The organism is Mesorhizobium sp. LNJC394B00, from assembly GCF_000502555.1.
Lineage (GTDB): Bacteria > Pseudomonadota > Alphaproteobacteria > Rhizobiales > Rhizobiaceae > Mesorhizobium.
Window position 1 is genome coordinate 938,256 of sequence record NZ_AYWH01000002.1, and the last position, 20,064, is coordinate 958,319.

The 20,064-nt window shown below is 57.0% G+C and carries 9 protein-coding genes; 3 read left to right on the top strand and 6 right to left on the bottom strand.

The genetic code is table 11. From position 1 onward, the window contains the following. The first annotated feature begins 1,355 nt into the window (after nucleotides 1–1,355). The gene (locus tag X751_RS154790; protein ID WP_050590565.1) at nucleotides 1,356–1,769 is read left to right on the top strand and encodes a response regulator; all 414 of its coding nucleotides are present in this window, start codon (nucleotides 1,356–1,358) and stop codon (nucleotides 1,767–1,769) included. 111 nt (nucleotides 1,770–1,880) lie between these two features. Here the strand turns inward: X751_RS154790 and X751_RS154785 are convergent, their stop codons facing one another. The 3 genes from X751_RS154785 to X751_RS154775 are packed head-to-tail and all read right to left on the bottom strand — an operon-like array spanning nucleotide 1,881 to nucleotide 4,678. Further along, complete coding sequence (locus tag X751_RS154785) at nucleotides 1,881–2,660, bottom strand: ATP-binding cassette domain-containing protein (RefSeq protein WP_031247018.1); 780 nt, start codon at nucleotides 2,658–2,660, stop codon at nucleotides 1,881–1,883. After that, on the bottom strand, nucleotides 2,650–3,672 hold the full coding sequence (locus tag X751_RS154780) for an ABC transporter permease (RefSeq protein WP_031199895.1): 1,023 nt from the start codon (nucleotides 3,670–3,672) through the stop codon (nucleotides 2,650–2,652). The genes X751_RS154785 and X751_RS154780 overlap by 11 nt, the downstream gene beginning before the upstream one ends. Nucleotides 3,673–3,730: 58 nt before the next feature. Next, nucleotides 3,731–4,678, bottom strand: coding sequence for a sugar ABC transporter substrate-binding protein (locus X751_RS154775; protein WP_196813636.1), 948 nt, complete (start codon nucleotides 4,676–4,678; stop codon nucleotides 3,731–3,733). A 404-nt stretch (nucleotides 4,679–5,082) separates the two neighbouring features. On the opposite strand from X751_RS154775, the gene X751_RS154770 reads away from it, so the two are divergent. Continuing rightward, nucleotides 5,083–10,653: an ATP-binding sensor histidine kinase gene (locus X751_RS154770; protein WP_023734893.1), complete on the top strand. Its 5,571-nt coding sequence runs from the start codon at nucleotides 5,083–5,085 to the stop codon at nucleotides 10,651–10,653. A 170-nt stretch (nucleotides 10,654–10,823) separates the two neighbouring features. On the opposite strand, the gene X751_RS154765 is transcribed toward X751_RS154770, so the two are convergent. Next, nucleotides 10,824–16,289, bottom strand: a complete 5,466-nt coding sequence (locus X751_RS154765) for an ATP-binding sensor histidine kinase (protein WP_023744385.1) — start codon at nucleotides 16,287–16,289, stop codon at nucleotides 10,824–10,826. 219 nt (nucleotides 16,290–16,508) lie between these two features. Between X751_RS154765 and X751_RS1000000166870 the strand changes: the two genes are divergently transcribed. After that, nucleotides 16,509–16,700 (top strand): hypothetical protein, encoded by a 192-nt coding sequence (locus X751_RS1000000166870; protein ID WP_155923332.1) that lies wholly within the window; start codon nucleotides 16,509–16,511, stop codon nucleotides 16,698–16,700. A gap of 134 nt (nucleotides 16,701–16,834) precedes the next feature. Here X751_RS1000000166870 and ugpC read toward each other — a convergent pair whose 3' ends face one another. Both ugpC and X751_RS154755 read right to left on the bottom strand, forming a co-directional pair. Next, nucleotides 16,835–17,914, bottom strand: a complete 1,080-nt coding sequence (ugpC, locus tag X751_RS154760; RefSeq protein WP_023734891.1) for a sn-glycerol-3-phosphate ABC transporter ATP-binding protein UgpC — start codon at nucleotides 17,912–17,914, stop codon at nucleotides 16,835–16,837. Nucleotides 17,915–17,948: 34 nt separating this feature from the next. Then, nucleotides 17,949–20,057, bottom strand: a complete 2,109-nt coding sequence (locus X751_RS154755; RefSeq protein WP_023734890.1) for an ADP-ribosylglycohydrolase family protein — start codon at nucleotides 20,055–20,057, stop codon at nucleotides 17,949–17,951. Between the last annotated feature and the right edge of the window lie 7 nt (nucleotides 20,058–20,064).

Consider the following 20,064-nt stretch of genomic DNA (forward strand, 5'->3'; position numbering starts at 1 on the left):
CCGGCGTCGTTGGGATGACTCTTCAGGTAGGGCATGGGCCATCTCGCCAGCGATCGCCAATCCCGCTGCGCCGCATAGTCCGTTTCGAAGCGGTGGGACCCGACGGTGCGAGAACAGATTTGAAGGCAGGGCTAAATTTGGGAGGCAGTGCGGAAGATGGCAGTTTCGCCCTTCAGAAACCCGGGTTGAACGTGATTGTTCTTCAGACGGACAGCCTCGCTCAAACACATTTGCCGTCAATCCGATTCAACGACTATCTCGAGGCCGAAGGACTGACCCCGGCGCTCGATTTGCGGACCCGTCTTGGTCGCATGGACCGCGATGGATCAGAAAATTACAGCCGATGTGCGAAATCGATAATGCAGGTCGGCCCCGTTGGCACAGGTCCTCAAGGGCAGATAACTCGCCCCCTGGGTTTACCACTGGAGATCGTACCGGACCGCAGCCCTTATGCACTCCCACGATCCGCGGAGTTTCCCGTGCGGGTTTTATATTTGGGCCGGCCGTTGGCCGGAGCGTTGGTCAAGTTGACCCATTTGGAGGACGACGCCGCGCCCTTGGAATCTCGCCTTACCGATCAGGCGGGCAGAGCGACCTTCACATTGCCGATTGACGGTTCATGGCTGCTGAATGTGATTTGGACGCGGTCTCAGCCGAGTTGGGCCGAAACGGACTTCGAAACCACTTTCTCCAGTCTCAGCTTCGGCTTCCTGCGGAGCGCGTCAACTCCAAGCCGTTAGGTTCCGCTCGAAAGATGGTCCATCGGACGTGAGGTGAACGCCGCACGGTCCATCCTGGACTTTCTCGTGGCGCTGCATAGGAAGGGTCAAGCCATGATCACGGCCTGCCATAGCGCCACCTTCGCATCCTATAAGCTGGCGTAATTTGGTTGTGTGCCACTGCCTTCGAAGCCGCTCTTGGTCACAAACCTGAACCGTATCTACGCTCAGCAGCAGATTGCGATTGATCGGCTCGACATGCTAACCATATCCATTGCGCCAGCGGCGACTTTTCCGATGGCTGCTGAGGCAATGAGACAGGATCCGCCGTCCCTGTTCAGATTCTCGTCCACGTATCTTTAACCGGTAGTAGAAAGTTCGGGACGACAGGGCGGCAGACGGAGCACTACGGGATTGCTAACCAGCCGCCTGCGAGAGGTCATGGTTTTGGTCACTCAAGGCTTGCGAGTCGAACCGGTGCGAGACGCGGCATAGGCGGATTGAGATGCAAGCACCTCATGGGAGAGTGATGCAAGAATGAAAGTTCGTTCGGTTACGGACATGGTGAGCACGGCCGCGAGCGTCAGTCTGGTGGCGGGAATGTCAGCAGAGCGTAACTGTCTTCGGAGGTGGTAGATGGCCACACCGCATGAGACGGACACAGGTCGGGCCACTGGCCAAAAGGTCCTAATCTCGATCATTGATGATGACGAGTCGATCCGCGAGTCCGTTGCGGGCCTAATTCTTTGGATGGGTTTCCGGGTCGCGACATTCGCATCTGGCCCCGAGTTTCTAGCCTCCCCTGAGGTCCTGGATAGCGCTTGCATCGTGTCCGACGTGCAAATGCCGGATATGAATGGCTTCGAGCTGCACCGTCGATTACGGGATCTAGGTCATAGTATTCCGACGATTCTGATTTCGGCATACCCCAATGACGAGGTCGATGTGCGCGCTTCGGCCGAGGGTATCATTGGTTACCTTTGTAAGCCCTTCAGCATCGAAGAATTGGTAATGTGTGTCCGTTCGGCTTCTCTAGCTCCCAAGGGATGATGCCGTAGCTTGGGGTCTCAGCAACAGTGAGGGATGCTATCTTGTGCTTAGAAGGCTTCGTCGGCAAAAATGACTTTGGAAGGTAGCCTGATGACTGCGATCGCTGGGTCTTCAACCAGCGTTCCGCTCCAATGCGCCGTTTGCTTCATCAATTTTGCCCGCCATCAGCCTCATCAGCTGGTTTTCCGTAAGGTCAGACCTCTTGAACGTTCCGAGTTGGCGCCCGAGAAACAGCACTACGAACGTATCTCCGATCGAGTACGCGTGCTGAGCGTTATGCGTAACCAAGATCACGCCGATTCCCGCCTCCTTCGCCTTCTGTATGTAGCCTAGGACGATCTCGGCCTGATTCACTCCAAGAGCCGACGTCGGTTCATCGAGAATGAGAATGCGAGCGCCAAAATGTACGGCTCGAGCGATCGCGACGCACTGACGTTGACCGCCCGAGAGGGTGTTGATCGACCTACGCACGGCGGCCGAGCTGACGCCTAGATCACGCAGCGCTTCCTCGGTCATCGCGATAGCGCTGCGGGAATCAAATCGCTGGAACGGTCCCCAGCCAATCCGTGGCTCTCGCCCGAGAAAGAAATTGCGATACACGGACATGATCGACACCAAGGCAAGGTCTTGGAAGACTGTTGCAATGCCCATGTCTAGAGCGTCGCTCGGCGACCCCAGACGCACTCCAACCCCTGATACGCGTACAGTCCCGTTGTCGGGCTTTGCCACGCCACATAGGATTTCAATCAGCGTAGACTTGCCGGCTCCGTTGTCACCTAGCAGGCAAACCACTTCCCCCGGCCGGACGGAGAGGCTCACGTCAACCAACGCTGCAACATTCTGGTACGATTTCGAGACGCAGACAGCCTCAAGGTAAGGGTCATCTTTTATGAGCCGCACCCTCCGGTTTCATCGCCTTTAATCGAGTGTAGTTATTGATAAGCACCGCTATCAGAAGCATGAGACCAAGAAATGTCATGAACCAGACATCGGGAAGCGGCGTGAAGAAGAAGCCTTGGTCGACCATGCCAAAGAGCAGGGCTCCGAAAAGGGATCCGATTGGCGACCCGTAGCCGCCGGTCAGGAGCGCACCGCCGATGACCGCAGCCGTGACCACCTCGAATTCGCGCCCGACCGCTGCGTTGGCATTGCTTTGGTTTATGGCAAAGATATCCAGTGCGGCAACTAACGATGCTGAAACCGCCACCGTCACATAGAGTAGGATTTTGACCTTTTTGACCGGGATACCCAGCCGCACAGCGGTCCGCGAATCTCCGCCGGTGGCATAGATCCAATTGCCGAAAGCGGTCTTTTCCAGGACCCACGCCGCTAAGATTGTTATGAGAACCCACCAGCACAGCGAAATGGAAAACGGACCGATCGAGGATGCAAACAATGCCGCCGACGCGTCCCCGGCCGTCACGTCTCGAACGCCATCCACCGTGCTTGTGCCAATCAACATCCGTAAGCCGCCTTGTGCAGCACCGCGCAGAATGAACAGCATCGCCAACGTTATTATGAAAGAGGGCAACCTGGTTGTCACGACAAGGAGGCCGTTGATTATTCCGACAACTGCTGCCGCCGAGATGGTGACGGCCAAAGCTGCTGAAAGTGGCCACCCACATTCAACTAAAAGGTAGCCTAAAATCGACTCGGCTGCCGCCACCATAGATCCAACAGAGAGGTCGAACTCGCCCGCTACCATCAGGAGCGTGACCGGTGCGGCAATAATGCCGATTTCCGCCGCGACCTCCAGATAATTGCGTGTCATCGGCAGTGTCAGAAACCCTGCCTCGCCTGTGAAAACGGCAAAGAAGACAAAAACGATTACCGTCCCGGCGACGGCGGTCAATTCTGGACGGGCCAACACTGAAGCAATGCGCTTGGCGCTCAGGATTCCCATGGTGGCGCCTTAGTATCAAACGACATGCAGCGCCTCCAGCCCTGGATTCTGGTTACTCCTAGCGAGCGGAAGCCTCAAGTCTGTTGACGTTGTTCGGAGTGATAACGACGGGCCCGGTCACGAGCACTGGCTCGGCTGGTTGAATGGCTTGGCGAATATACAGCGCCAGCATTATCACCGGATAGTAGCCTTGAGCGTACTGTTGCGCATCAAGGGCGAAATCTAGTTGGTGCGCCTTGAGGGACGAAACGGCGCCTGCTGTTAGATCGATCGTGCCCCAATGCATCGCCTTTCCGCGCTCACCTATGTCGGTGCGGACCTGGGTCATTGCCGCGATGCAACATCCACCGATAGAGAATACGGCGTCTATCGAGGGGTCTTTTTGCAGTTGCGATTCGGTAATCGTCTTGATCCGGTTTGAATTGTTGAAATCGGTGAGCGGGATCTCGGCCAAAGCTGAAGTTCCAGCAAATGCCGCCTTGAACCCGTTGGTACGCGCATCAAGGAAGGGCAATGCGCCAATAGGGGCGGTGATAATCAGCGCGTGTTTCGAGCCGAGAGCATTGAACTGCGCTGCGCCCACCGCGCCCTGTCTACCCGGGTCATCGCCAACGAACGCAAGCGCGCCGACATCGGCCACCTGGTCGCCTCCCTGATTAACGATAATTACTGGAATGCCGGCTTCCGACGCTTTCTTAATACTCTCGTTTAATGAAGCGGGCGTTGGATCGGACACGATAATACCGTCAGGTTTTGCGGCTATGGCGGCTTCAAGATTCCGGCGCTGCTGGTTCGGGTCGTTTAGATTGTTTTCGATGCCGCGATACTGCACATTCACGCCAAGGTCGTTGCCTGCCTGCTCTAGGCCTTTGATAACGCCCGACCAATACGTATCGGACGGCGGGGAATGGGTCACCATTATGAAGTTTGGCTTGGCGATGGCGACGCCTTCGACGCTGGAGACGCACGCAAGTGCGATGGCTATCATTGCAACCTTGTTGAACATGATCTTTCCCTCTGGTGCATCCCTTACGCTCTTCTGGCGCGCCGACCCGCTCATCGCGGCGAGCCGCGTATTTTCGGCATTCGTAGTAAATGTACCAAACCCCATTTTTTTGCAAATCAGAGGGCACTGTCTAGCGACGGAGAAGGGAGCCAGGTGAGGATCAACCGCTCGCGCAATGACATTGGCATATTGTTCGCCAGAACTCGCTGAAGTTTCCTTGCCGTGTACCAAGAAGCGGCCACGGGGATTGGTGTCCTTTTTTCATTTTACCGCATTTGGACAAACTAGGCTCGCCTGCCAGTCGCGGAACAGTCGCCCGGTGGCGAGTGGAGCCTAGTCAGCACGGTTTCTTTGTGAAACGCTCCTCCGCAATATCCAATTGGAAAAACCGTGGAGCGTGATGGATGGAGCCGCAGATCTCGCTTTTTGCGCGCGAAAGTGGTCCTGAAGTTCTGTGGAAGGACGGCGAGCGCGCGCTCCATCGAGAGCTAATGGCTTATGGTGATCAGCCGCCGCGCAATGTGCTTGCGCTCAGGTTGACCACAGTGCACCCACGTCCGACGAGCATCGCTCAGATCGCGCATGAGTTCGAACTCAAGGACCATCTCGACAGTGCTTGGTCTGCCCGTCCCATAGAGCTCGTTCCAGACCGCGATAGAACGATACTGATATTGGAAGATCCCGGTGGCGAAACACTTGACCGCCATATCGGTAAACCGATGTCGATACCTCAGTTCCTTCGACTGGGTATAAGCACTGCAGCGGCCCTAAGCCATGCACATCAACGAGGCTTGGTCCATAAGGATCTGAAGCCGATACATATTCTGGTGAACCAGATATCTGAGCGAGTGTGTCTGACGGGGTTTGGCCATGCCTCCCGACTGCCGCGTGAGCGTCAGGCACTTAGCCCACCAGAGTTCATCGCAGGAACGCTTGCGTACATGGCACCTGAGCAAACCGGACGAATGAACCGCTCGATCGACTCGCGTAGCGATCTCTACTCGCTCGGAGTGGTGTTCTACGAAATGTTGGCGGGCGTGTTGCCATTCACCACGTCCGACCCCCTCGAACTGATTCATTGCCACATTGCCAGGACTCCGGCGCCGCTGTGTGAAAGAGTGGCGAATATACCAGGCCCGATCTCCGATATAGTCACAAAACTGCTCGCGAAGACAGCCGACGAACGCTACCAGACCGCCACTGGCGTCGAGCATGATCTCCAACGTTGCCTGTCGCAGTGGCAAGCGGCAGGGAAGATCGTCCCATTTACCATAGGCGCCCGTGACACGCCTGATCGACTAATGATGCCAGAGAAGCTCTACGGAAGAGATATCCAAATTGCGTCCCTGCTAAATGCCTATGGTCGCGTCGCGACGACTGGGGCAACGGAACTGGTGATTATCTCTGGGTATTCCGGGATCGGAAAATCCTCCGTCGTGAACGAGATGAATAAGGCCATATTATCGTCTCGCGGCCTCTTTGCTTCCGGCAAGTTCGAACAGGAAAAGCGCGATATTCCGTACGCAACGGTCGCTCAGGCATTTCAGCGATTGATCCGCAGCTTCTTAGGCAAGGGCGACTCGGAACTGGCAGGCTGGCGCAGGGCATTGCGCGAGGCCGTAGGGTCACAAGGACAGCATCTAGTCGAACTCATGCCCGAACTGAAGCTGGTTATCGGGGAGCAACCGCCTGCTCCGGATCTTCCGCTGCAGCAGGCGCAGCAGGCTTTCCAAATAGCCTTCCGAGGCTTTGTCGGCGTGTTCGCAACGGAAGAGCATCCGCTGGTACTGTTCCTAGATGATTTGCATTGGGTCGATGCGGCATCGCTCGACCTCCTCGAAGATCTGATGACCCGTTCTGAGCTTCGCTACCTGCTGGTGATCGGCGCTTACCGGGACAACGAAGTCGATTTGGATCACCCGCTCCCCCGCAAGTTGGAGGCCATTCAAAGCACGGGCCTGAAAGTCGAAAAGACTAAGCTGACGCCTCTCAGCCGAAAACATCTTGAAGAGCTGGTGATGGACGCGTTTCATTGCGTTCGGGCTCGCGCTGTCGCTCTAGCTAGAATTCTTTTTGAAAAGACCGCTGGTAATCCTTTTTTTGTAATGCAGTTCCTGTCTGCCCTTGTCGATGAAGGCGTAGTTGAATTCGATCGGACAATAGGAGCTTGGACTTGGGATCCTGAAGGCATTCGAAGCAAATTATACACCGAAAATGTGGTTGAACTGATGGTGGGCAAGCTTGCCCAGCTGTCAACAGTTACGCAATCTGCACTGCTCCAATTGGCTTGTCTTGGGACCGCCGCTTCCACCGCGATGCTTGCGACGGTCCTCTCGAGGTCGGAGGATCACGTCCATGCAGCGCTTTGGGATGCCGTTCGGCGGAATTTCATCGAGAAGAGTGACGATAGCTACAGATTTATTCATGACCGAATACACGAAGCTGCCTATTCGCTGATCCCGCACGACAAACGGATCGAGATGCATCTCCACATCGGTAGAGTGCTGGTCTTGAACACGCCCTCTTCAATGCGAGATGAGTTGATTTTCGATATCGTCAATCAGCTCAACCGCGGCACTGCACTTATCTTCTTGAAGGAAGAGCAGGAACAACTCGCCGAGTTCAACCTGATTGCAGGCAGGCGAGCTAGGGCGTCGGCCGCCTTTCTTCCAGCACTCAATTATTTCGCTACCGGCGCATCACTTTTGGGAGCCCAAGCTTGGGTAGATCGCCATGAACTCGCGTTTGCCCTTGAGTTCTATCAGGCTGAATGCGATTTTCTTATCGGTCAGAAATGGGCTGCCGAAGAACGCCTCACTACGCTCTCTGTCCGAGCAGGAAGTACGCTTGAGAGAGCGACTGTCGCTTGCCTGCGCATTGATTTGTATACGACCCTCGATCAATGCGACAAAGCCGTTGACATCTGCATCGAGTATCTGGGTCACTTGGGAGTGAACTGGTCACCGCATCCGACGCGAACTCAGGTGAAGCGCGAATACGGCAAGATTTGGAAGCGGATCGGCGATCGGACGGTTCAAGAATTGGTCGATTTGCCGTTGATGAAAGACGCTGTTTCCCTCGGCACACTAGACGTGCTCACGAGGATCTTTCCGTCGGCGCTTTTCACCGATGCAAATCTGCTTTCGCTTGCCATCTGCCGCGCAATTAATCTGAGCCTGGACGAAGGGCACGGCGACGGCTCCTGTGTTGCCTACGTCTTTTTCGGCAAAATAGCCGGGCCCCAGTTCGGCGATTACAAAGCTGGGTTCGCGTTCGGTCATCTCGGTTATGAATTGGTGGACAGGCCGGGCCTGGAGCGATTTCGCGCCCGTGCCTATCTCTGGTTTGCGCAGTTTTCATTAACGTGGACCCGACATGTCAGCGTTAGTCGAGCGCTTATTTGGCGGGCATTTGAAACGGCGAAGGAGGCTGGCGACCTCACGTTCACCGTGTATAGTTTCGATAACCTTAACACGAATTTCTTAGCGGCGGGTGATCCGCTTGAAGAGACACAGCGTCAGGCGGAGCGAGGTTTGGAGCTCGCCGTGCGAGCGAAATACGACCACATAATCGATCTCATGAAGGCGCAAATGGGTGTTATACGATGTTTGCGGGGACTGACTTACAAATTTGGCAGTTTCGATGATGGGCAGGTGAGCGAGTTTGAGCTCGAACGGCGCTACGCGGCCAACTCTGCAACTAAACAACCCGAATGTTGGTATTGGATTAGGAAGCTTCAGGTCCGCTTCTTTGCCGGGGAATATTCTACTGCATTAGCCTGCGCGGCAAGAGCCCGTGAGTTGCTTTGGACATCCGCTGCGATGTTTGAGACAGCGGAATATCATTTCTACGCGGCGCTTTCTCTTGCTGCTTTCTGCAATCCAGTCCTGGCGAAATCCGCCGATCCAACATCGCACTTCTCCAAGAGGCCAGGTGCGCTCGAGGACCACTGTCGGACACTCGTGGCGCATCACAGACAGCTCGAGCTGTGGGCTGAGAATTGTCCAGAGAATTTTGAAAACAGAGCTGCGCTGGTTGGTGCAGAGTTAGCGCGGCTCGAAGGCCGCTATCTAGAGGCGGAGCAGCTGTATGAACAGGCAATTCGCTCCGCCCGTGTCAATGGGTTTTTCCACAATGAAGCGATCGCCTATGAGACAGCCGCGCGGTTTTACTCCGCCAGGGGGTTTGAAGACATCGCAGAAATGTATCTTTCAAAAGCCCGCGACGGCTATTTGAGATGGGGCGCACTGGGCAAGGTAAGACAGTTAGAGGCTGACCATCTCAGATTAAATATCGTCAACCGATACGTCGGAAGCAGCGACGGGGCGACGCCTGCCAAACACCTCGATCTCGCCGCCGTTCTGAAGGCTTCTCAGGCTCTATCAAGCGAAATTCTGTTGCCACGACTCGTCGAGCAGTTGATGACGATCGCCTTGCAGAGTGCGGGCGCTGACCGAGGACTGCTTATCCTACCGCGTCAGGACGATTACGTGGTCGAAGCTGAAGCTCGAATAGTCGGCGACGGCATCGTCCTGCAATATGGCCACTCCACAGAACTGGTGGCTCCCGAAACCATCCTTCGCTACGTCATGAGGACGCAAGAAGCGGTAATTCTCGATGACGCAACCAAGCAGCATCTCTTTTCAGTCGACCCATATATGACTTTTCGCAACCCGCGATCGGTTCTCTGCCTTCCGCTGGTTCGTCAGGGGGTTCTGGGCGGAATGCTTTACCTTGAGAACACCTTGGCATCGCACGCCTTCACGTCCGATCGCATAACACTCCTGGAACTCTTGGGAACCCAGGCGGCGATTTCTTTGGAGAACACGCGTCTCTACAGCGATCTGCAAGAACGCGAGGCGCGTGTTCAGCGGCTGTTCAACGCCAACATCATCGGGATATTCACTTGGGATCTTAATGGTAGAATCACCGATGCGAATGATGCGTTCTTGCGGATCATCGGATATCGACGTGAGGATCTCGAGTCTGGCTCACTGCGCTGGAAGAGCCTGATGCCCGATGAATGGGATCCGCAAGATGATCGCATTATGGACGAAATGCGCGCTACTGGCGCCGCGACGTCATTCGAGGGAGCCTACGTCAAAAAAGATGGCACCCGCGTTCCTGTCTTGATCGGTGCGGCACTCTTCGACATGCGGTCAACCGAGGGCGTTGCATTCGTCGTCGATCTGACGGATCGGCAACTAGCCGAGGAAAAAGCGCGCGAAAGTGAACGTCGATATCACGAAACCAAGCTGGCGCTCGCACACGTAAACCGTGTAACCACAATGGGACATCTGGCGGCCTCGATCGCCCACGAACTGAGCCAACCTATCTCAGGTGTGGTTGTCAGCGCGGAGACGGCGTTACTATGGCTGGGCGAAGCGCCAAACGTTCCTGAAGCTCAAAAAGCGATCGCACGAGTTGTCCGCGATGGCACCCGCGCTGGGCAGGTGTTCAGTCGGATCCGTACACTTGTTAAAAAGGCACCCTCGCTAAAATCGATTTTGGATATAAACGAAGTCATCCTTGAGACCATCAGCCTTACACATGGCGAAGCCATCAAAAGTGGCGTTTCAATCGAAATGCGGCTCAACGAGAGGCTGCCGCTGATCTTGGGCGATCGAGTCCAGCTGCAGCAGGTCGTTCTCAACCTCATTATGAACGCTCTTGATGCCATCAAGGGGACCGGCGACACTGCAGGAGAAATCCGAGTGAGCTCTGCGGTCACGGGCTCCGGTGAAGTCCATGTATCGGTGCAAGACTCGGGACCAGGCATCGATCCCGCAAACCTCGAACGCATTTTTGGAGCGTTCTATACGACCAAGGCTGACGGGCTCGGCATGGGGCTCTCGATTTGCCGCTCAATTATTGAGGCGCATGGTGGAAAACTATGGGCAACTATGGTCCAAACTCGAGGAGTAATCTTCCATTTTGTCGTGCCTGTTGAGGAGAGAAGTCATGCCAGGCAGTAACCAAAAATACGATTCCCGATCTTCCATGAGGACGCACTCACGATGCTAGATGCGTCGTGCGTGCGGGGAAAGGACGCATTTCATAATGAGTCACCAACAACCTGGCGGATTTTCTAGCAGTTTGGCCCATAGACTCCTGCCGAGCGTTCGATATGACGGCAACAAATGCGCTACGGCGATTTTTCAATTGGCAGCATAACGTTAAACACGGCGCCATGAGGTTTGTTCGGAGTTGCCCATAGCCTGCCGCCATGCGCTTCCACGATCGTGCGGCAGATCGGCAATCCCATCCCCAACCCACTGGACTTGGTCGTGTAAAACGCCTCGAAAATACTCTCAGGATTGGCCTGAGATAGACCCGGACCCGTATCGCTGACCGCGACAAGGACGCCGTCTGAGTCAACCTTGCTGGTGCTGATCGACAATTCGCGCAGTACCTGCCCAACCTCGCTCATGGCTTCGATGGCGTTCATGATCAAATTCAGGATCACCTGTTGTAATTGGACTCTGTCCCCCAAAATGCGCGGCAACCCCTCTGCCAGTTGCATCTTCGCCACGACGCCTCTCTCTGACATTGGGATACGGGCTAGTGCCGAAATTTCCAAAATTGTTTCGTTGATTTCCAAATTTTCCTTCCGGGCAGGGGCATTTTTGGAGAAGTCACGAATACGGCTTACAATATCAGCGGTCCTCTTACCGTCTCTCATAATGCGATCGATGGCGTGCTTGGCCCCATCCAAATCTGGCGGCTGACGAGCGAGAAAGCGCATCGCGGTTCCAGCATTCGTCAGCGTGGCAGCTATAGGTTGATTGACTTCGTGAACAATGGAGGCTGCGAGTTGGCCCATTGTCGCTACGCGGTTCGCGTGCACCAGCTCGGCCTCGGCGCGTTTTCGCTCCGTCAGATCTACAACGAATGCGACGCCCTGATGTCCGAGTTCGTCGAAGGTCGCCCCACCCACAAGCACGGGCACGAGATTGTCGTCTTTCCGAAGAAGATCCTTCTCGTACGGTCTGCAGGTTCCAGTAGAAGCCATGTCCGCGAATGCTCGTTCGTCCGCCCAGCTCCATTCGGCGGGTGTCAAGGAGGTCCAACGCAACGAGCCCGAAGCAACATCGCCGCGGCTATATCCCACGATTTGGAGAAAGGCCTCGTTGGCTTCCATGATGCGACCGTCGAGATCGAAAATACATATTCCGATGATATTGGAGTCGACAAGACGCCGAACCTTTGCCTCCCGCTCTTGGAGATCGCTATACAAGCGTGTGTTTTCAAGCGAGATCGCTGCTTGCGCCGCAAGCAGTTCCAGGACCCCGATTCGTCCCGGCGTGAACGCGTGTGAGGTCAGCGCGTTTTCCAGGAGGACAATTCCTGTCAACTCTCCCTGTTTGATCAGCGGTACGCACAGGATTGACTTTGATAGTTGATGGTGCAGATACCCGTCCACGGAGAACAGGTTAGGTTTGGAGGCATCATCGAGAATGACGCTTTCCCGTGTGCGGATGACGTAGCGCACAAGGGATTCTGGACACGTGATTGACGTGATCGGCTCTTGATTTAATGTGACTTCGATCTGATTTCCGGCCGCCCGCGCTTCCGCATGGATCAGATATTCACCCCCTGACGGCAGGATCAAAAGGCCGCGATCCGCGCCCGCGTTCTCGATCAAGGTCCTCATCAGCCGCTTGATTAACTTGGGCAGCTCGATCTCTCCAGACAAAGCCTGAGAGGCTGCTATGACACTCTCTGCGTCGAGATGTTGAACCCGGGAGCCAATGCCCGCGTCACGACCTTGCACTTCCGGAGCGGTCAGGTGCGGATAAAGCCGGTCTAGCTGCCGCGCCTTGCCGTCGGCGCCCCAGCGGACATAACATCGCCGAGCATGACCTAAATGGGCAATGGCGGAAATCTTTGAGCCGCGCGCATTGTAAAACCTCGCGGCCAACTCATAGGCAAGGCCTTCGTTCTGCACGAACCCTTGATCGCGAGCAGAGGAAATTGCCTCCTCGTAGAGCCGCATGGCTTCAGCATCCCGTCCTTCGATACGGGCGAGCTCCGCGGAAACAAGTGCGTGCTTGTCGCCGAAGGTCGGTGGGTAATTTGCAGCCCACTCTCTGAGTTGCTCCAGGTGCAGCGCCAGGAGATCATGCCAAGCTCCCTTCTCGCCGACCGAAGCGCTCTCATAGAGAGCAGTCACGGTCAGCGCGGTATAGTAAACATAGTCGAGCTTCTGGAAATGAACCGGTGCAGCCCAAAGCAATTCTTTCGCTGTCTCGGCCGATGCGAGCGCCTCGACGTAGTCGCCCGACAAGAACCGGGCTTGTAACTTCAAGATCCAGTACAGGCAGGTCGCCGTGGCCGTCCCGTCAGCCATGATCTGCGCCTCGAAATCCGCTTCGTCAAATTGCGCATCGCTGAAGGTAGAGAAAGTTAAGGACCGGCCCTGCATGGTCGCTACGAAGCGTTGCTGGGCCTCGATCACGGTAGCGACGTCATGGAACCGAGCTTTCCGGACAAAATCCAGGGCCCTTTCCGACTCCCGCCACACTGCGTCGAGCGGGTCGTTCCGCGTCAGAAAATTCGTTATCGACTTGTCCATGCAGTAGCAGGCGACAGTCAGATCACCGGTGTCGTTTGCTATACGAAAGGCCGTCTCAAGAAAATTTATCGAGGTTGCGATCGGTTGTGTCCAGACGGCGACAACGCCTTTCGCATGGTAGGCCTTCCCCCGGTAGGCGACGAAACCTTGCTTATTGACAAGCTCGCAGGCGAGCTCAGCGAATCGATAACCGTCGCCGTAACGGCCAAATACTGGTCCCAGGATTTGGCCGAGATCGGCATAGCCATGGGCCGATGCGCCGCAGGTTCCGTGCTGCATTGTCATCTTCGCTATCCGGCACGCGAGCAACGACCACAAATGGAAGTCGGTATGGTTAGCAGGGGAGAGGAGCACTGACAGCACATCCATCGCGGCCAGCATTTCTGGATCCGTCATAATTGGCAGATCAATCAAGTTTTCGATCGGCTGTCCGCCAAGAGTTTGCCAGACCGTTTCGTATTCCGCCTGGACTTGCGCCTCAGTCGGGTGCGCCGAGATGTCAATGCCGAACAGGCGCAGGCACGAGAGTGCGCTGTCGACGGCTTGGGCATTTTCCGATTTCAGAGTGTGGAGCAGGACTTTCAGACGATAGGTGGTCGCCAGGTCGACTTTCGACGCCGCGCGTTGCAGCAAATCAATTATCAATTGCTCAGCTTCTTCGAAGTTGCCGCTCAAGATTTCGCATTCCGCACGTTCTAACCAGAGGCCGAATGTCAGTTCGTATTGTTTGTTCCAGCTTGTTTTGTCGAGCATGGTCATGCCGGCCGCTAGATACACGGATGCGGACACATAGGCAGCGGACGCTTTGGCCTTTCTCCCTGCGCGCAGGTTGAGCGTCGCTAACTGGGATTTCTCCTGCGGTTTAATCAGTTGTCCAGCGCCCCGATTGAGCTGGCCGGCGACATCGAATAGGTGCTCGGCGAGCTGGTCATCCGTCATGTTCGCCAGAAGCGTGCGGCCGACGAGCAGGTGGGCGTCAACTCGATGTCCGTCGGGGATAAGCGAATAAACCGCCTGTTGAATTCGATCATGCAGAAACCTGTACGCGCCATCCTGCTGATCGATGAGACCTGCATAAACAGCTTCCCGGAGCGTCTCGTGCATTGCTTCCTCTGTCTCTTTCTGAACCAGAGTCAGGATGGCGACGTCGGTGGCGTGGCCAAGACAGGCGAGCTGTTTCAACACGTCTTGGGTCAGGGGAGAAAGTCGCTTCAGCTTCTCCACCATGAGATCCACCACATTATCGGTATAGCCCTTGGCGTGTATGAGATCGATTTCCCAATGCCAAGCTCGCGCAACAGGATCAAATGTGAGCAATCCCTCGTCGGCCAATTCCGTCAAAAACTGGATTGCAAAGAATGGATTTCCCCCGGTTTTCTCCTGAACCAGCTCCGACAAAGGCCGCGCACGCTCGATATCACAGCGGATTGCACTCGCGGTAAACTGGCTGATCTCGTCGGACCCGAGGGGACCCAGCTTTATCTCACCCACCCTCGCATCAGTTTTTTTGATCGTATCCAGCATATGCAAAAGCAGGTGAGCGGGCCCGACCTCGTCGTCTCGATAGGCGCCAACCAGCAGAAGGTTGCGCACCTCCGAATGCGTGATCAGGTGCCCGATAAGGTCGAGTGTGGCTGCGTCCAGCCATTGCAGATCATCCAGGAACAGCGCGAGCGGGTGCTCCGGCGTCGCAAACGCGCCAAGGAAGCGACGGAACACAGCCTTAAATCGGTTTTGCGCCTCTTGGGACGGCAGGTCGGAAACGGACGGTTGTTTCCCGATGATGAACTCCAGTTCGGGAACGAGGTTGACGATCAGCTGTCCGTCCACACCGACCGCCTCTGACAAGATACGCCGCCAGCGATCCACTTCCCCTTCGCTCTCAACGAGAATCTGACGGACCAGGGTCTGGAAGGCCTGTGCCAGAGTTGCGTATGGGCTATCGCGCTTGTACTGGTCGAACTTGCCTGCAGCGAAAAGTCCCCGCGACGGGACGATGACCTTATGTAACTCGTTCACCACTGAGGATTTGCCGACACCGGAATAGCCGGATATCAATACGAGTTCGGAGGTGCCTTCGACCACTACCCGATCGAACGACGCGAGCAGAGATTCGATCTCGCTTTCGCGCCCATAGAGCTGCTCCGGGATCATCAACTGGCCCGATGTGTCGTGGGCGGCTAGTGGGAATGGTTCGATGCGACCATGTAGCTGCCATTCCATTAGGCACCGACGCAGGTCGGCCTCGACCCCCCCCGCGGTCTGATAGCGTTCCTCGGCCGTCTTCAGGAGAAGCTTCATCACGATTGACGAGAGTACCTGAGGAATTTCGCTTATACTTTCAGTGGGCGAGACAGCACGCCTCGCAATATGGCAGTGCACCCATTCCATCGGATCAGAAGCGGTGAATGGGAGCCGGCTGGTCAAGATTTCGTACAGCGTGACCCCGAGAGAATAGAGATCGCTCCGGGAATCGATAGAACGGTTCATACGCCCCGTCTGTTCAGGAGCCATGTACGGAAGCGATCCGGCGATGAATTGGGGCGCTTCAGGCTGCTGACGCTCCCGCGGAAGCCGAGACGCAACCCCAAAGCCTGTAAGCCAAACGCGACCGCGGTCGTCTACAAGTGCGTTCGCCGGCTTGATGTCCTTATGGATGAGCCCTTGCTTGTGGACTTGACCAAGCGCCACTGCCAAACCAATGGCAATACGCAGCAAGTGGGATAAATCGATGGGGAGTCCTTTGTGCTCCTCTATTGCTTGGTCCAGGGGTTCACCGCCTGAATCCTCAAGGATGAGGAGCATTCGTCCTTGGTGGCGAGCAATGGCGAGGGGCCGGGCGGCCCATGCTGCATCAAGTCCGCTCGCCAGCGCGTATTCGTGTTCGAGCCGCCGAATACTCTGAAGTGACGGCTGCTCACCAGCGACCGACACCGCTAGAATCGGTGTCTGGTTGCCGACCTCTTTGCCGCGGTAGAGCGTGAACTCCGCCCCTTCGCGAAGCACCTCCAAGGCGTACTCGGAATCCTCGGCCATCAAGCTTCTTATTGCTAGGAGAATGAGCCCTTGTCACAGAAAGAGATTGGCCCGCGAAACCCGGAGTCGAGCACGACCCTACTGTCAATCTGCCGGAGCGTCCATCTTTATTGGTTTGCTGCGAATGAGCCGCAGCCCGATCCCAGCCTTGCAGGACAAACGCCACTTTACATAGACAGCCTTTCGTCCTGGAGTTCCACCTGTCAGGAGTCCGTCGCATTGATCAAGCTGACCGCTCTGATCCCGCAGCTCGGTATCGAGCAACTCGCTCTCGAGCTGTCGCTTGACGATGAGGCTTCGACAGGAAGGACGGCGCCACACAACTGGCCAAAGCGGCACATGGCGAAATGGCTAACTCGAAACTCAAGGCGCGGCTTTGAAGGAAGACGCCCGGAATTTTCGACACTCTGAGAGGCTCGCCGTATATCTGGCACATGTCGAGCCAGCAGAAATGCAGACGTCTACAAAACTGCGTGATGTGAGGCCGATCAATCGCGACACGCTCTTTCGATTCGAGACAATGCATCCGGCCAGGCGAGACCCCGTTATCGTCGATGCAAAGCTTGACTGGTCTCGGCGTCGAACAGGCTCACCTTGGCGATGTCAGGCTCTACAAAGAGAATCTCGCCGGGGCGGGCACTGATTCTCTCACGAAACACGGCGACCGCCGGCGTGCCGGCGATCCTCAAATGAACCTGTGTTTCGGAGCCTGTTGGCTCGACCACGTCAATCGATGCGGCAATACCCTTGCCCGAGAGAGGGATCCTGAGATGTTCGGGCCTTAAGCCGTAACGCACCTGCTTCCCCTCCGCCGCGCTGAAGCCCGGCGCGACCGGCAAAAGCGTGCCGTCGTTGGTTCGCACCGCCGGCGCGCCGTTGTTTCGCGTCACGACGCCATCTATGATGTTCATCGACGGCGAGCCGATGAAGGTCGCGACGAACAGATTGGCCGGATGATCGTAAAGCTCGAGCGGGCTGCCGATCTGCTCCACCCTCCCGTCATTCAACACGACGATCTGGTCGGCCATGGTCATAGCTTCGACCTGGTCGTGCGTGACGTAGACCGTGGTGGTGCGCAGGCGTTGATGCAGCGCCTTGATCTCGGCGCGCATGGCCACGCGCAATTTGGCATCCAGGTTCGATAGCGGCTCGTCGAACAGGAACACCTGCGGGTTGCGCACGATGGAGCGGCCCATGGCGACGCGCTGGCGCTGGCCGCCTGACAGCTGGCGCGGATAGCGATCGAGCAGCTGGGTCAGGCCAAGGATTTCCGCCGCCTTGGCCACCCGCTCGTTTTTTTCCGCCTTCGGCGCTTTGGCCAGCGTCATCGAGAACGCCATGTTCTCGGCGACCGTCATATGCGGGTAGAGCGCATAGTTCTGGAACACCATGGAGATGTCGCGCTTCTTTGGCGGCAGGTCGTTGACGACCTTGTCGCCGATGCTGATCGTGCCGCCCGAAATATCCTCCAGTCCGGCGATCATGCGCAGCAGCGTGGACTTGCCGCAGCCCGAGGGTCCGACCAGTACGACGAACTGACCGTCCGGGATCTTGACCGAGACGCCGTGCAGCACGGCGTGCCCGGCGTAGGATTTCAGCACGTTGTTGATTTCGACTGAAGCCATTCAGATCTTCCCTATGATCGTAGGTGCAGCACGTTCAGGCGCCGCTCACATGTAGTTCGTCGGTGGAGAGCGCACCTTCGGCGATGAGCAGTCCGATGCCGCCATCGGGCAATGCCTCGGCGCTGGTGTCGACCGCCTCGATCGCCACACCATCGAACAGCGCTTTGATGTGGCTGCCCTTTACGGTCAGCGTCACCGGGATCGCCTTTTCGAAAACGAGATCGTATGCCGTCTCCGCCAGAACGGCGGTGTCGGCGTCCCGTGTGCGCACGATTTGCAGCTTTCCGTCGCGAGTGGCGCGCACGGCGTAGTAACGCCGCAGGCCCTGAACGCGCGCGCAGACGCCACCATAATTGCCGAGGTGAATGACGATGTCGCCGAAGACTGTATAGTCGGTCCATTGCCGCGTCCCGTGAATCACGATGCCTTCGTCGCGGCTTTGCGAAATGCGGAAGCTCGGAGGATAGCGTTTGGAAAAGAAGCTGACGCCATTCACCCAGGCCATGCGCCAGAAATCGCATTCGCCGGCGGGACGGTGCAGCGTGAGTTCCGGCGCCCCGTCCCAGCGGAGATAGTCAAGCAGCACACGGCCATCCGCACGCTTGCCCCCGCTGGTGAGTACGATGCCGATCTCGGCGATCGGCTGGCCGTCCAGATCCGGCAGGCGCCATGACAGGACACGGTCTTCGCCCGCCTTCAAGATGACCGCATCGCCATCGAAATCGCGCAGACGATCCTCGCCATCATAGGCACGGATGCGCAGCCGCACCGACACCGCGCCCTGGTTGTGGCGATCGGCGACGACGCGCGCCTTGACCACTTGCCCGGGATAGACTAGCGGCGTCGCCATCAGATCGTAGGTGCGCATCGACAGCACCTCGCGCGGCGAGAAGGTCGGCGTCGTCACCGCGGCGCTCAGCCCTGGCGCCAGCGCCCCATAGTTTATGGTCAGTGCACGCGCGTTCTCGAATTCGACATTGCCGACGCGAACGCCGATCGCTGCGCCATGGCCTTCAACCGGGCGGAACCCTTGCTGGCTGCCGGACAGCGAGAAATGGAACTGCGCGCCGCCCTTGGGCGCATCGAGCGGATTGCCGCCGGCAAGCGTCATGCCGAGATTGGCGATGTAGTATGCCGTCCGCACCGCGTCGTTGATCGAATTGCCGCCATCGGCCGACGAGATCAGCAGCCGGTCGGCGATCGGCCCGCGCCAGTCCGGACCTGCCTCGACGCCATCGAGGCCCAGCATCAGCGCGAGCAGGCAGCCGACATTGCCGGCGTTGCAGTCGGTGTCCCAGCCGGACGTGTTGACGATCATCTGCGCCTTCTGGAAATCGTCAGGCGCATAAAGTACAGCCATCACCATCAGCGCGTGGTTAGGCACGACATGGCAATTGCCGGGATATTTGTCGTAGCCGTATTTGTCCTCGATCTTCTGACGCGTGTCGTGCCAGTCGGGATGCTGTTTCACCCAGCCTCTGATATCGGCGATGAGCTTGGCGATCAGGCTGTCGCGCGGGATCACCGACAGGCCGGTGTCGATGAGATGGTCGATGTCGCTGGACACGAAGGCTTCCGCCTCCATCGCTGCCCACAGCATCGCCGCATAGACGGATTCACCGTCATGCGAGACCTTGCCGGCCTGTTCGGCAAGTTTTGCCGCCAGAAGCGGCTGCCCCGGCGCCACCATCGCCCAGCCATCGATGAAGATCTGCGCGCCGATCTGCTCGGCCACGGTCGCACCATTGGTCGCGATCGACCCGGAATGTGGGGCAGGAATCCCCTTCTTGAGGTTGAGCCAGGCGGTATGCTCGGTCGAATTGCCCGAGCCGCCCCACCACAGGATCGAGCGTTCCTCGACGATGTAGTTCAGCCACGCCTTGCCGATGGCCTCGGCCGGCAAATCCGGCGAAATGCCGTAATCCTCAAGCGCGCGGATGAAGGTGAAGGTGCCGGCGACATCGTCATCCGTCACCACCAGCGGCTGGTTCAGCCGCTCATGCACGTAATAGTCGATCGGCCCGAGCTCTTTCATGATCTTCTGGTAAGTCCAGCCCTCGAACGGCCGGCCGAGATAAACCCCCACCAGCTTACCAAGCACGCCGGCATAGACCCGTTCCAGATAGTCATTGGGTAACTGCATGTTCTGC

Excerpts from the sequence above, each read along its gene's own strand:
- X751_RS154790 (WP_050590565.1), top strand. The coding sequence starts at position 1,356 with ATGGCCACACCGCATGAGACGGACACAGGTCGGGCCACTGGCCAAAAG.
- X751_RS154780 (WP_031199895.1), bottom strand. The coding sequence starts at position 3,672 with ATGGGAATCCTGAGCGCCAAGCGCATTGCTTCAGTGTTGGCCCGTCCA.
- X751_RS154775 (WP_196813636.1), bottom strand. The coding sequence starts at position 4,678 with ATGTTCAACAAGGTTGCAATGATAGCCATCGCACTTGCGTGCGTCTCC.
- X751_RS154770 (WP_023734893.1), top strand. The coding sequence starts at position 5,083 with ATGGAGCCGCAGATCTCGCTTTTTGCGCGCGAAAGTGGTCCTGAAGTT.
- X751_RS154765 (WP_023744385.1), bottom strand. The coding sequence starts at position 16,289 with ATGGCCGAGGATTCCGAGTACGCCTTGGAGGTGCTTCGCGAAGGGGCG.
- ugpC (WP_023734891.1), bottom strand. The coding sequence starts at position 17,914 with ATGGCTTCAGTCGAAATCAACAACGTGCTGAAATCCTACGCCGGGCAC.
- X751_RS154755 (WP_023734890.1), bottom strand. The coding sequence starts at position 20,057 with ATGCAGTTACCCAATGACTATCTGGAACGGGTCTATGCCGGCGTGCTT.